A 13,060-nucleotide genomic window follows, 5' to 3' on the forward strand; every position below is an offset into this window, starting at 1 on the left:
TGGGGGGGCCCGCGGGGGGGGGGGGGGGCCCCCCGGGGGGGGGGGGCGGGGGGGGGGGGGCCCCCCCCCCCCCCCCCCGGGGGGGGGGGGGGGGGGCCCCCCCCCCCCCCCGCCTCCTGTGCGTCAGCAGCCCGTCGTCGTCAACGTGACCGTCGCGACCTCGCCGTTCGACACGGTCGCCTCCTGCGGGCAGAGCTCGTTCGCCCGCACGGTCACCTTGCCCAGCGGTACGCCGGCGAAGTCCGCGGTGCCGCCCGGGAACACCCGCTGGTGCTCGGAGAGCTTCCCGGTCTCGGCGGTGAAGACCTTCACCTCGTAGGGGTGGTCCGCGGCGTTGGCCGACACGGTCACGGACAGCTGCCCGGTGGAGTCGTGCGCACCGCAGCCGGTGAGCGTCAGGACCGCGGCGACGCCGAGGACGAACACGGGGGCGACACGTCGGAGCACGTCGGCAAGGCTACGCCGCGCCAGGGACCCTGGGGACCGCGCACGTCCTCCGTACTGGGGACGGCCACTGTCCGGTAGGCGCGTTAGCGTGGGTGCATGCACCACGAGCCCGTCGTCACCGACCGACCCGCCACGGACGCCGTCCGGCGGGCAGCGCTCCTCGCCGCGCTGGACGTGGTCGAGGGCGGGCCCGAGGAACGCTTCGAACGGATCACGCGGATCGCGCGCGAGGCGTTCGGCGTCACCGGCTCGTTCCTCAACCTCGCGGGGGAGTCCGAGGTCTTCATCAAGTCGCAGCAGAGCGACACGGTGTTCGGCCCGACCATCCCGCTCCACGACACGTTCTGCGGTCGGACCCTCGCGGTCGACGGCCCCGTCGTGGTCCCCGACGCCCGCGCCGACGTCCGGTACTCCGACATGCCGATGGTCGTCGACGACCCGAACGTGCGGTTCTACGCCGGGGTGCCCCTGCGGGTGGGCGACGACGACGTCAAGGTCGGCACGCTCTGCCTCATCGACCCGGCACCGCGCACGCTCGACGACGACGACCTCGCGCTGCTGCAGGAGCTCGGCGTATGGGCGGAGCGCGAGCTCGCCGCCGGCGCCGACGAGGACCGTCTCCGCTCGGTGCTCGCCGGACTCGAACCGGCCGGTGTCGACCTGCCCGGGTACCGCGTCGGCGGCATGTCCAAGCCGCACGGGGTTGTGTCCGGTGACTTCCACGACTGGCACGTCGACGGGGCGTCGCTCTCGGTGACCGTCGCCGACGTCATGGGCAAGGGGATGTCCGCCGGGCTCCTCGCCGCGACCATCCGTGGAGCGCTGCTCGCCCGGGGGACCTCGTCGTCCCGTGATGCCGTGGCGGCGCTCGAGGCCCAGGTCGCCCCGGACTTCGGTCGTGCCGAGTCCTTCGCGACGCTGTTCCACGGCCGCCTGACGACCTCGACCGGGCGGATGGAGTTCACCGACGCCGGGCACGGTCTCGTGCTGCACCTGCACGCGGACGGCACGGAGACCGTGCTGCGCTCGTACGACCTGCCGATCGGGCTGCACCCGGTCGGTGCCGCGCGGGTCACCGGGACGCTCGAGCTGGAGCGCGGGGACGTCCTCATCGTCGTGAGCGACGGGGCGCTCGAGCTGTGGGACTCCACGCTCGCGTCCCTCGGTGCGCTCGGGGCGATGTGGCGGGACGCGCCGGAGCTCGACGTGTTCTTCGGGCGGGTGCGGGCGCGTGCGGCGACGCACGACCCGGGGGACGACCTGACGGTCGTGGTCGTCGCGCGCGACTGAGGCGGCGCGGGCGGGGCGGGGGTGCCGAGAGGGCAAAATCTGTCGCGCCCGGCGCCGGCGGGCGGCACTTCGTGCGCCCTCGCCGGACGTGAGCGGCGTGTTGTGCCCGCTCGCGGCCGCGACGGCCCGCCGCGCGGCGCCGCGCGGGCGCTACGCGCCCAGGCGCTCGATGAGCTCGCGGTAGCGCTCGGCCGTCCGCGCCACGATCGCCTCGGGCAGCACCGGCGGCGTCCCCTGCCGATCCCAGTTCGCGCTGAGCCAGTCCCGCACGATCTGCTTGTCGAACGACTCCGTGCGGTTCCCCGACCGGGCGTCCCAGTAGCGGCTGGAGTCGCTCGTCAGGACCTCATCGGCGATCCGGATCTGCCCCGACGCATCGCGCCCGAACTCGAACTTCGTGTCCGCGATGACCACCCCGCGGCCGAGCGCGATCGCCGCCGCCTCGGAGTAGACGCGGAGCGAGAGGTCCCGCAGCTGCGTCGCGACGTCGGACCCGACGAGGTCGACCGTCTGCTCGAAGGAGATGTTCTCGTCGTGCTCGCCCTGCGGCGCCTTGTACGCCGGCGTGTAGATCGGTTCGGGCAGCTGGTCGCCGTTCGACAGACCGGCGGGGAGGGGCACGCCGCAGACACTGCCGGACTGCTGGTACTCGGCCCACCCGCTGCCGACGAGGTACCCGCGGACGACGCACTCGACCGGGAACATCTCGAGCGGCATGACGTGCATGGAGCGGGGTGCTACCGACGACGGCACCGGGGTCCCGCCGGCGGACGGCGCGATGAGGTGGTTCGGCACGTCGGCGAGCTGGGTGAACCAGAAGCGGGACAGCCGGGTGAGGAACTCGCCCTTGCCCGGGATCGGCGGCTCGAGCGCGAAGTCGTAGGCGCTCACCCGGTCGGATGCGACGAGGAGCAGCTCGGTGGCGCTCGCGACGTCGGCGGTGCCGGAGGGGACGTAGAGCTCGCGGACCTTGCCGGAGGAGACGTGCTGCCAGCCGTCGAGGACGGGCGCCGGGCTCATCGGGCGACCTTCGCGGCGATGTCGGTGCGGAACTGCGCTCCCGCGAGCGTGATGTCGCCCAGGCCGGCGTAGGCGCGGTCGCGGGCCTCGGCGAAGGAGGACCCGGTGGCGACGACGCTCAGCACCCGCCCCCCGGTCGCCACGAGCTGGTCGTCGAGGACCCCGGTGGCGGCGTGCGCGACGGAGACCCCCTCGCGCGCGTTCGCGGCGTCGATCCCGGTGATCGGCCGACCGGTCTGCGGGTTCTCCGGGTACCCCTCGCTCGCGAGCACGACCGTCACGGCGGCCTCGTCGCGGAACGACGGCGCCGGGGTGCCCCCGAGCTGCCCGGTGGCCGCGGCGAGCATCAGCCCGCTCAGCGGGGTCGCCAGGCGGGGGAGGACGACCTGGGTCTCCGGGTCGCCGAAGCGCGCGTTGAACTCGATGACCCGGACGCCCTGCTCGGTGACGATGAGTCCGCAGTACAGGAGGCCGACGAACGGCGTGCCCTCGTGCTCGAGCCGGCGGACGGTGGGGAGCGCGACCAGGTCGGTGACCTCGTCCACGAAGGCCTGCTCGGACGCCCAGCGGTCTGCGAGCCAGGGCAGCGGCGAGTACGCGCCCATGCCGCCGGTGTTCGGCCCGACGTCGCCGTCGCCCAGTCGCTTGTAGTCCTGTGCGGGGCTGAGCGGCCGGACGTCGTGCCCGTCGCTCAGGAAGAACAGGGAGACCTCTTCGCCGTCGAGGAACTCCTCGACCACGACGTGGCCGTGCTGCAGCCAGTAGGTGGCGTGGTCGATCGCTGCCTGGCGGTCCTCGGTCACGAGGACGCCCTTGCCGGCGGCGAGACCGTCCGCCTTCACGACGTAGGGGGCGCCGAGCTCGTCGATCGCGGCGACGGCCTCGTCGACGGTGCCGGCGTACACCGGGCGTCCGGTGGGCACCGCCGCTTCGGACATGATCCGCTTCGCGAAGGCCTTGGAGCCCTCGAGCTGCGCGGCGGCCTTGCTCGGACCGAACACCGGGATGCCCCGCGTGCGGACCGGATCGGCGACACCGGCGATGAGCGGCGCCTCTGGCCCGACGACGACGAGTTCGACACCGTTCTCGAGCGCGTACTCGGCGACGAGGGCACCGTTCGTCGGGTCGATCGAGACGGTCTCGACGTCGGCCGCGATGCCGGCGTTGCCCGGCGCTGCGGTGATGACGTGACCGGCCTGCTCCGCGAGGAGGGCCGTGATGATCGCGTGCTCGCGGGCACCGGAACCGAGGACGAGGATTCGCACCCGATCACCCTACCGATCCCGACTCGCCCGTTGCGATGCGACGGCTAGCCTGTGGACATGCCACCCAGGAGGATCGAGGACGCGGAGGGTCGCGCCGCGCTCACCGCCGTGCAGCAGGGGGCCACCGCTCGGCCGACCCTGGCGACTGCGGTGCGGTGGTCGTTGCAGCGCCTCGCGGAGGACGTGCCCGGCAACAGCGTCGAGGTGCGGGTCCCGCCGTTCGCGGCGGTCCAGGCCGTCCCCGGTCCCCGGCACACCCGTGGGACGCCGCCGAACGTGGTCGAGACGGACGCGGCGACGTGGCTCGCGCTCGCCACCGGCGAGCTGCGCTGGGACGAGGCCGTCGCGCAGTCGCGCGTCAGCGCGTCCGGGTCACGTGCGGACCTGACGGACTTCCTGCCGGTGCGTCTGGCCGTCTGAGACGGCCGTCGACACGGGACAGCAGACGGCCCCGAAACGGGACAGCAGACGGCCCCGAAACGGGACAGCAGACGGTCCGGAGCAGCCAGCAGACGGTCGCGTGTGTCGGACGGGAGGAACGGTGCCAGCCCGCCCCGCGCCTCCTGGTCCATACGGACGCAAGTACTTAGACGGCCTCACCGAATTAGGTAGTACCTACTGATGTGACGTCACCGACCCGGCGAATACCGTAGAAGTCGCCGGGATTCGGACCCGACCCGAACGGGTCCGAACCCGGCGACAGGGTCAAAGGTACGCGACATTCCGTACATCCTGTCAACCGTTCCGGCGAGTCGTGCTGCATTCCGCAACGAACCTGCGGCTTCCGGAGGCGCGGTTGCGCCCGGACGACTCGCCGATCAGAGCAGCTCGGCGAGCTCCGTGCGCGCGTGCAGGTCCCACTTCGTGAACACCCGCGACAGATGGGCGTCGATCGTCCGCACGCTGAGGCCGAGTACCTCGGCGATGCGGCGGTTGCTCATGCCCTGTGCGGCGAGCTCGGCGACCTCGTACTCGCGGTTGGTCAGCGGCGGCTTCACCCGTCCGGCCGACACCGCCATCCCGTGCGACGCGAGCACGCCCTGGGCCGCGATGATCCGGGTCCGCTCGTCGGCGCGGATCGCCTCGGCGTACTCGACGATGGCTCCCGCGAGCGGTCCGTCGACCCGGGCGGCGGCGTCGCGCATCCGCTCGAGGGACGCGGCGGAGTCCCGCCCGTTCAGCATGTCGTTCGTGTAGTGCAGCGTCTGCGCGTACATGACGTGCGTCCAGGACCCGCTCGCCGTCCCGCGCTCGATGATGTCGTCCGCGTGCCGCAGGCCCGCCGGGTTGCCGAGGACCGCCTCGGTCCAGGCGATCGTCACCGCGACCTGCTCGCCGATGATCCGCATCGCCCGGAGTGGCGTCGAGCGGGCGCGGTCGAGCGCAGCGGACGCATCCTCGGCGCGGCCGGCGTAGGCGTACGACATCGCGAGCCGTGCCCACGGGTAGGCCGCGAACCCGCCGTGGTCCGCCACGTCGTACCGCTCGCAGGCGGCGGAGAACGCGGCGATGGCGTCGTCCCAGCGCCGCTGGCCGAGCGCGAGGTTGCCCTCGCCGATGAGCTCGAGCGTGAAGTCGTACTTCAGGTAGGGGCTGGACCGGCGGACCGGGACCTCGGTGATGAGGTCGGCGATGTCGCCCCGCCAGACCTGGAGCTGGTGCAGCACGGAGACGATCTCGCCGACGCTCCAGGGGGCGTCCTCGAGGTGCTCGACCGCGGTCGCCAGGCAGGCCCGGCCGAACGCCGCCGCCTCGTCCAGCCGCCCTCCGGTCGCGAGGGCCATCACCGCGCACGGCGCCAGGCAGAGGAAGGCGAACGGCACCGTCGCCGCGTGCACGATGCCCGAGCGCTCGAGTTCGGCACGGACCTCGTCGAAGCTGCCGCCCCAGCCGAGGTGGGCGAGTCGGAGCAGCCGGAGCCGTTCGGCGGCGTCGCCGGAGACGAACCGTGCGGCGACGTCGGTCAGGGCCACCGCGGCGAGGACGTCGTCGTCGTGGAACTGCCGGATGTTCGCGAGGGTCTCGCACGCCTCGATCACGGCGTGGTCGTCGACCTCGGTCGGGGCCGAGCACACCACGGCCCAGGCGGCCTCGGCGTCGGCGCGACCGGCCTCGCGACCGGTGCTGTACGAGTGCGCGAGCGACCGCAGGCAGTGCGCGGCGACCCGTTCACTCGGGCTGAGCGTGGTACGCAGGGCCGCCGAGGCGAGGGCGATGCCGCTCTCGTGCTCCTGCAGCCGGACCGCGACCTGGGCGGCATCGAGCAGCTGGTCGACCGGGGGCAGCACGCCGCACTCCAGCGACCACAGCGCGGCACGGAGCCGGGCGGCCGGCGGGGCTCCCTCGGGGCGGTCGGTGCGGAACGCGTTGGCGCGGGCGAACAGCGCCGTGCGCCGGGCGACCGGGACGAGCGCCCGGACGACCTCGCCGACGAGCGGGTGCGACGGACGGACGACCGCGGCGCCGTCGTCGAGCGAGTCGATGCGGACGAGGCCGAGCGCCACCACCCGGTCGACGTCCCCGCCGCTGACGAGCCCGATCAGCCGCGCGAGGGGGATCGGATCCGCGAGGGCGACGATGTCGACCACGTCGCGGAGGTCCTCCGGCAGTGAGCCGAGCTCGGTCCGGTACATGTCGGCGAGGCTGTTCGAGGCCGTCACCCGGCCCCGCCAGTACCAGCCCGTCGCGGTCTGGTCGAGGGCACCGGAGGCGAGTGCGGACCGGACGACCTCGCGGATGTAGAGCGGGTTGCCGGCGGTGGCACGGTGCACCCGCTCCGCCGACGCCGTCTCGAGCTGGGCACCGAGCGCCTCGGCGATGAGCGACGAGGTCTCGTGCAGGTCGAGCGGTTCGAGGTCGATGCGCTCCAGCAGGTCGTCCTGCCACAGGGCGCGCAGGGGTTCGGGGAGCGCGGTGAAGTCGCGGCACGTCAGCACGAGACGGGCGCCCTGCTCGCGGACGAGCCATGCCACGTACCGCGCCGAGATCGCGTCGAGGTGGTCGGCGTCGTCGACGCGCAGGAGGACGTCGCGGTCGGTGAGCTCCTCGCTCTCGCGCAGGCGCTGCTCGGCACCGCCGGCACCGACGAGCTCGGCGAGCGACCCGGGGAGCTCCCCGAAGCGCTCGGCCACCGCGCCGAACGGCATCGAGCGGCTGGCGGCGACGGCGGTGATCGGCACGACGAGGGTCCGGCCGGAGGTGTCACGCCCGGAGACGCGGTCGGTGACCCGCACCGCGGCCGAGCTCTTGCCGAGACCGGGAGCACCGACGAGCGCGACGCTCCACCGGTGCTCGGCCACGACCGAGACGGCTCGGTCCTCCTCGCGACGCTGGAGGATCGGCCAGCCGATCCGCGCCGGGATCCGGGAACCACGAGTGGTCCGTTCGCGCATCTGCCGTACCTCCTCCCCGTGGATACCGATCGGTAGGGACCATCCTCTCCCGGATCGACCTGGCCGCACAGACCGGAGCACGTCCCACAGTGGGGGACAATGGGACCGTGAGCAACACCGATCGACCCGACGAACGACCGGCTCCGGCGCCGAACGCCGTCTCCTCCTCCGACGAGGTGACGATCCGTCGCGCCCCGAAGTTCGGCGTCTTCATCGTGGGCGGTGCGGTGCTCGGCTTCATCGCGACGCTCATCGTGGTGTCGCTCACCATGGACATCGACCGCGGGGACACGCAGGAGACCGCGAGCTTCGGCAGCCTGGTGGGGTACTTCAGCCTGTGGGGCGTCACGATCGGCGCCTTCGTCGGCGCGGTCGTCGCCGTCGTCCTGGACCGCGTGTTCTCGCGCCGTGCGGCTCGCCTCACGGCGGAGCGCGTCGAGGTCGAGCTGCCGCCCGAGACGGTGGACGGCGAGATCGAGGACCACGGCGACCAGGCGCGGTAGACGCGACCGGACGAACGGACGGGAGGCGCGGTGCCAGCTGGCACCGCGCCTCCAGTCCGTTGCTGGGTCGCGTTCGCGACCGTCGCTCAGCTGAGCTGGTTGGCCTCGACCCAGGACAGGTACTCCGGGCTGACCGTGCCCGTGACGTACTCGCCCGTGAAGCAGCTCATCTCGAGATCCGTGACGTCGGAGCCCTCGATGATCGCGTCGCGCATGTCGCCGATCTCCTGGTAGATCAGGTGGTCGCTGCCGAGCACCTTGTTGATCTCCGGGATCTTCCGGTCGTGGGCGATGAGCTCCGCGCGGGTCGGCATGTTGATGCCGTAGACGTGCGGGTACCGGACCGGGGGAGCGGCGCTCGTGAACGTGACCTCGTTCGCACCGGCGGCGCGGGCCATCTCGACGATCTCGCGGCTCGTCGTGCCGCGCACGATCGAGTCGTCGACGATGAGGATGTTCTTGCCCTTGAACTCGGACGACATCGCGTTGAGCTTCTGGCGCACGGACCGCTTGCGCTCCGCCTGCCCCGGCATGATGAACGTGCGGCCGACGTAGCGGTTCTTGTAGAAGCCCTCGCGGTACTCGATGCCGAGCTTCTGCGCGACCTGCATCGCGGCCGGGCGGCTCGAGTCCGGGATCGGCATGACCACGTCGATGTCACCGGTGGGGGCGTACTGCGCGATCGTGTCCGCCAGGCGGTTGCCCAGCCGGAGGCGGGCGTCGTACACCGAGATGCCGTTCATCACGGAGTCGGGACGGGCGAGGTAGACGTACTCGAACGAGCACGGCACCAGGCGCGGGTTCTTCGCGCACTGACGGGCGTGCATCTGGCCGTTCATCTCGATGAAGATCGCTTCACCGGGGGCGACGTCGCGGACGATCTCGTAGCCGCCGGACTCGAGCACGAGGGACTCGGAGGCGACGACCCACTCCGGCTTGCCGGCCTCGTCGAACTTGTGCCCGAGGATCAGCGGGCGGATGCCGAACGGGTCGCGGAACGCCAGCAGCCCGTGCCCGGCGATGGTCGCGATGGCGGCGTAGGAGCCCTCGACCCGCTCGTGCACGCGCTCGACGGCGTCGAAGACCTGCCCGGGGTCGAGGTCCTTGCCGCGCACCTGGCCCTGGAGCTCGTGCGCGAGCACGTTCACCAGCAGCTCGGTGTCGGAACTCGTGTTGAGGTGCCGCCGGTCGATGTCGAACAGTTCACGGGTGAGTTCCCGCGTGTTCGTCAGGTTGCCGTTGTGCACGAGGACGATGCCGTAGGGCGCGTTCACGTAGAACGGCTGGGCCTCTTCCTCGTTGCTGGCGGCACCCTTGGTGGCGTACCGGACGTGCCCGAGGCCCATGGTGCCCAGCAGGGCGCGCATGTCACGGGTGCGGAAGGACTCCCGCACGTGACCGCGGGTCTTGTGCATGTGGTGGATGTGACCCTCGACCGTGGCGATGCCCGTCGAGTCCTGTCCCCGGTGTTGCAGGAGGAGCAGTGCGTCGTAGATGGATTGGTTGGCGGGGCCCTGTGCAACGAGGCCGACGATGCCGCACATTCGCGGGTGTGCTCCAGACCGTAGAATCGGGGGGTACCGAACAAGTCTGCCATGTCACCGCGAAGGACTCAGCATGCCCAACCCGTACGCCGAAGCCGGAGTGGACACCGCCGCCGGTGACCTGGCCGTCGAACTCATGAAGTCCGCAGTCGCGGCCACCCACACCCCGTCGGTCCTGGGCGGCGTCGGTGGCTTCGCCGGGCTCTACGACGTCTCGTTCCTGAAGGACTTCTCACGGCCGCTGCTCGCGACCTCCACCGACGGCGTCGGGACGAAGGTCGCCATCGCGCAGGCGATCGACAAGCACGACACGATCGGGCAGGACCTCGTCGGCATGGTCGTCGACGACATCGTCGTGGTCGGCGCGAAGCCGCTCTTCATGACGGACTACATCGCCTGCGGCCGGGTCGTCCCCGGGCGCATCGCGGACATCGTCGCCGGCATCGCCCGCGGCTGCTCGGAGACCGGCACCGCGCTGGTCGGGGGCGAGACGGCGGAGCACCCCGGGCTGCTCGGGCCGGACGACTACGACGTGGCCGGTGCCGCGGTCGGCGCGGTCGAGGCCGGGTCGCAGCTCGGCGCGCACCTCGTGCAGGACGGCGACGTCGTCGTGGCGATCGAGTCCTCCGGGCTGCACTCCAACGGGTACTCGCTCGTGCGGCACATCCTGTCGTCGCGCGGCGTCGGGTACACCGACTCGTTGCCGGAGCTCGGCGGCCTCGTCGGGGAAGCCCTGCTCGAGCCGACGCGCCTCTACACGACGCCGCTGCTGTCGCTCATCGAGCAGCACCCGGGCGCCGTGCACTCGCTGTCGCACGTCACGGGCGGTGGCATCGCGGCGAACCTGGCGCGCGTGCTGCCCGTCGGGTCCTGGGTCGAGGTCGATCGCTCCACATGGGAGCCGCTCCCCGTCTTCCGTGTGCTCGCGTCGATGGCGGGCACTCCCATCGAGGACACCGAGGGCACCTGGAACCTCGGCATCGGCATGTTCGCGGTCGTGTCGGCCGCTGCGGCGTCGGACGTCATCGCGTCGCTCGGGGCCGCCGGGCTGCCGTCGTGGGCGGTCGGGACGATCTCGACCTCGGCGCGTGACCTCGACGGGTTCGAGCAGGGCGCGAAGGGCGTCGACGGCGGCGCGGTGCGGCTCGTGGGGGCGTACGCGGGCTGAGCGCGGGCGCGCGGGCCGCGCGGGCGCGCCGCGCGGGCGCCGCGGGCTCGAGGTCGCACGAACTGCCGTCCGGACTCCTTCCGGGCGGCAGTTCGTGCGACCGGGGCGGAACGGGCGCGGCAGGTCGTGCGACCTCGGATTCGTCGTTCCTTGCGCGCTCCGGTCGTTGTGGACGCGCGGGTGCGACATCGTCGCTGTCGTACGACCTCGGCTTCGTCGTTCGTTGCGCGCGCGGGTCGTCGCGTGCGCGGGTCGTTGCGGGCGCGCGGGTGCGACATCGTCGCTGTCGTACGACGTCGAGGATGTCGTTCCGAGTCCGCGGGGCCCCGGCCGACGTCAGACGCGGGCAGCACCGCGGCACGCACGACGAAACGCCGCGCTGCCCCGGAGGGTGCGCGGCGTCGTCATCGAGCCTGGGTCAGGCGGACTTGTTCTGGTCCTGCTGCGGTTCGAACTCGTCGTCTTCTTCGAGCTGGTCATCACCGTATTGGTCTGCCCAGCGGTCGACGTAGGAGTTCTCGTCCGAGTGTTGCCCGGCGGAGAGCTCTCGTTCGAGCGCACCGTAGTTCGTCTCCGGGCTGAAGTACTTCAGTTCCCGGGCGACCTTGGTGTGCTTCGCCTTCTGACGGCCGCGCCCCATGCGTGACCCCCTCGTGATCGGCTCTGGTCCGGTCCTGGCGGGAGAGGAGTCACCCGGGGAACCGAACGGTTTCGTGGTTTGAAATCTGCCGATCACTCTACCATGTACCCCGATCTGGACGTCGCCGCGACGGCCCCGCCCACAGCAGAATCGAAGTGATGACAGACGACGCGCAGGCCCCGGCCGACCAGCACGCCCGGGTCGTGGTGATCGGGGCGGGTCAGGCCGGCCTCTCGGTGGGATACCACCTCCGCCGACTCGGCCTGACGCCGGGGAGCGATCTGGTGCTGCTCGACCGGGCGCCGAGCACGGGTGGCGCCTGGCAGTTCCGGTGGGAGGCCCTCCGCCTCGGAGCCGCGCACCGCGTGCACGACCTGCCCGGGATGAACGCGATGGGCCTCCGGTTCGACGACGCCGACCGGTCGCGACCGGCCCGGGACGTCGTCGGCGAGTACTACCGGCGCTTCGAGCAGCACTACGACCTGCGGGTCCGCCGTCCGGTCTCGGTGTCGTCCGTGTCGCGCATCGAGGACAGCCCCGGAGTGCCCGGAGGCCTGTGCGTCACCGTCCGGACCGCCGACGGGCGCACGAGCAGGATCGGTGCCGAGGTCGTCGTGAACGCCTCCGGGACGTGGGGCACGCCGTTCGTCCCGTGGTACCCGGGTCGCGATGCCTTCGGGGGTCGGCAGCTGGACACGACGGAGTACCGGAGTGCGGCGGAGTTCGCCGGTCAGGACGTGGTGGTCGTCGGCGGTGGCACCAGCGCGATCGGGTTCCTGCTCGAGCTCGACGGCGTCGCCGCGCGGACCCGGTGGTTCACCCGGCGGCCGGTGGTGTGGTCGGAGTCGGCAGCGCTCGACCTCGAGTCCGCGGTGGCGGCGGTCGACGAGCAGGACCGGGCCGCCCGGGCGGGGGAGACCCTGCCGAGCATCGTCTCCGGCACCGGTGTCCCCGTGTCGCGCCGGATCCGTGCCGGACTCGAGCGGGGTGTGCTGCGGGACTCGCCGATGTTCACCCGGCTCGACGAGACCGGTGTGGTCACGGCCGAGGGTGAGCACGTGCACGCCGACGCCGTGATCTGGGCGACCGGGTTCCGTGCGGACCTGCGGCACCTCGCGCCGCTGCACCTGCGGACCGCGGCCGGGGGCATCGTGGTCGAGGACGGTCGGTCGGTGGACGAGCCGCGGTTGTTCCTCGCGGGGTACGGGCCGCAGGCGTCGACCATCGGGGCGAACCGTGCAGGGCGGCGGATCGCCCGGCAGGTGATGGACGTGCTCGCGGATGACGATGCGGGCTCGGCGCCGGCGGTCGGGTCCGACTGACCTCGCACACTGGCGGGGGGCGTCAGGCGGGCAGGGGCTCCTCGACGCCACGACGCCGGCGCGAGGCCAGCAGGAACACCGCGTCGAGCGAGAACCGCCCCGGCCCGGTCAGCGCCACCGCGAGGGACGCCACCGCGAGCACGAGGACGTACTCGAACCCGCCGTCCTGCGAGTAGAACCCCGCGGACGCGTGCGCGAGCAGGCCGGCCACGACCATGTCGACCGCGAGCAGCACGCCCACGATCCGGGTCGCGACGCCGAGCACGAGGAACGCCCCGCCGACGAGTTCGAGCCCGGCGACGAGGGGTGCCGCGACCTCGGCGAGGGGGACGCCCATGCCGGAGAAGCCCTGGGACACGGAGCCGATCCCCTGCGCGAACTTCTGGGCGCCGTGGGCGATGAACACCACGCCGAGGACGATGCGGAGCGCGGTCAGGCCGATGGAGGTCGATGTCGTTCGCATGCCGTC

12 protein-coding genes are annotated in these 13,060 nt (G+C 72.3%); 5 read left to right on the forward strand and 7 right to left on the reverse strand.

The annotated features are described in order from the left end of the window. Positions 1–123 precede the first annotated feature (123 nt). Entirely contained in the window at positions 124–447 is a 324-nt protein-coding gene (locus tag J2X60_RS18280; protein ID WP_070417010.1) for a hypothetical protein, read from the reverse strand. Positions 448–543: 96 nt separating this feature from the next. Between J2X60_RS18280 and J2X60_RS18285 the strand changes: the two genes are divergently transcribed. Then, complete coding sequence (locus tag J2X60_RS18285) at positions 544–1,737, forward strand: SpoIIE family protein phosphatase (RefSeq protein WP_309889555.1); 1,194 nt, start codon at positions 544–546, stop codon at positions 1,735–1,737. Positions 1,738–1,887: 150 nt separating this feature from the next. On the opposite strand, the gene J2X60_RS18290 is transcribed toward J2X60_RS18285, so the two are convergent. Both J2X60_RS18290 and purD read right to left on the reverse strand, forming a co-directional pair. Next, positions 1,888–2,757: a phosphoribosylaminoimidazolesuccinocarboxamide synthase gene (locus J2X60_RS18290; protein WP_309889557.1), complete on the reverse strand. Its 870-nt coding sequence runs from the start codon at positions 2,755–2,757 to the stop codon at positions 1,888–1,890. Further along, positions 2,754–4,022: a phosphoribosylamine--glycine ligase gene (gene purD, locus J2X60_RS18295; protein ID WP_229085417.1), complete on the reverse strand. Its 1,269-nt coding sequence runs from the start codon at positions 4,020–4,022 to the stop codon at positions 2,754–2,756. Before purD ends, J2X60_RS18290 begins: the two co-directional genes overlap by 4 nt. A gap of 57 nt (positions 4,023–4,079) precedes the next feature. Here purD and J2X60_RS18300 point away from each other — a divergent pair, with 57 nt between their 5' ends. Further along, positions 4,080–4,442: a sterol carrier family protein gene (locus tag J2X60_RS18300; protein ID WP_071294508.1), complete on the forward strand. Its 363-nt coding sequence runs from the start codon at positions 4,080–4,082 to the stop codon at positions 4,440–4,442. 398 nt (positions 4,443–4,840) lie between these two features. On the opposite strand, the gene J2X60_RS18305 is transcribed toward J2X60_RS18300, so the two are convergent. Further along, positions 4,841–7,414 (reverse strand): LuxR C-terminal-related transcriptional regulator, encoded by a 2,574-nt coding sequence (locus tag J2X60_RS18305; RefSeq protein WP_309778416.1) that lies wholly within the window; start codon positions 7,412–7,414, stop codon positions 4,841–4,843. A gap of 107 nt (positions 7,415–7,521) precedes the next feature. On the opposite strand from J2X60_RS18305, the gene J2X60_RS18310 reads away from it, so the two are divergent. Further along, complete coding sequence (locus J2X60_RS18310; RefSeq protein WP_083295078.1) at positions 7,522–7,917, forward strand: hypothetical protein; 396 nt, start codon at positions 7,522–7,524, stop codon at positions 7,915–7,917. Between the two features lie 86 nt (positions 7,918–8,003). On the opposite strand, the gene purF is transcribed toward J2X60_RS18310, so the two are convergent. Then, positions 8,004–9,461, reverse strand: a complete 1,458-nt coding sequence (purF, locus tag J2X60_RS18315; RefSeq protein ID WP_071294476.1) for an amidophosphoribosyltransferase — start codon at positions 9,459–9,461, stop codon at positions 8,004–8,006. A gap of 73 nt (positions 9,462–9,534) precedes the next feature. Here purF and purM point away from each other — a divergent pair, with 73 nt between their 5' ends. Then, entirely contained in the window at positions 9,535–10,629 is a 1,095-nt protein-coding gene (gene purM / locus J2X60_RS18320) for a phosphoribosylformylglycinamidine cyclo-ligase (protein ID WP_309889560.1), read from the forward strand. 418 nt (positions 10,630–11,047) lie between these two features. On the opposite strand, the gene J2X60_RS18325 is transcribed toward purM, so the two are convergent. Then, positions 11,048–11,269: a DUF3073 domain-containing protein gene (locus tag J2X60_RS18325; protein ID WP_070417000.1), complete on the reverse strand. Its 222-nt coding sequence runs from the start codon at positions 11,267–11,269 to the stop codon at positions 11,048–11,050. Between the two features lie 158 nt (positions 11,270–11,427). Here J2X60_RS18325 and J2X60_RS18330 point away from each other — a divergent pair, with 158 nt between their 5' ends. After that, entirely contained in the window at positions 11,428–12,591 is a 1,164-nt protein-coding gene (locus J2X60_RS18330) for an NAD(P)-binding domain-containing protein (RefSeq protein ID WP_309889562.1), read from the forward strand. Between the two features lie 22 nt (positions 12,592–12,613). Here J2X60_RS18330 and J2X60_RS18335 read toward each other — a convergent pair whose 3' ends face one another. Further along, on the reverse strand, positions 12,614–13,054 hold the full coding sequence (locus tag J2X60_RS18335; RefSeq protein ID WP_309889564.1) for a DoxX family protein: 441 nt from the start codon (positions 13,052–13,054) through the stop codon (positions 12,614–12,616). Between the last annotated feature and the right edge of the window lie 6 nt (positions 13,055–13,060).

This window comes from Curtobacterium sp. 320 (genome assembly GCF_031455235.1).
Classification (GTDB): domain Bacteria; phylum Actinomycetota; class Actinomycetes; order Actinomycetales; family Microbacteriaceae; genus Curtobacterium.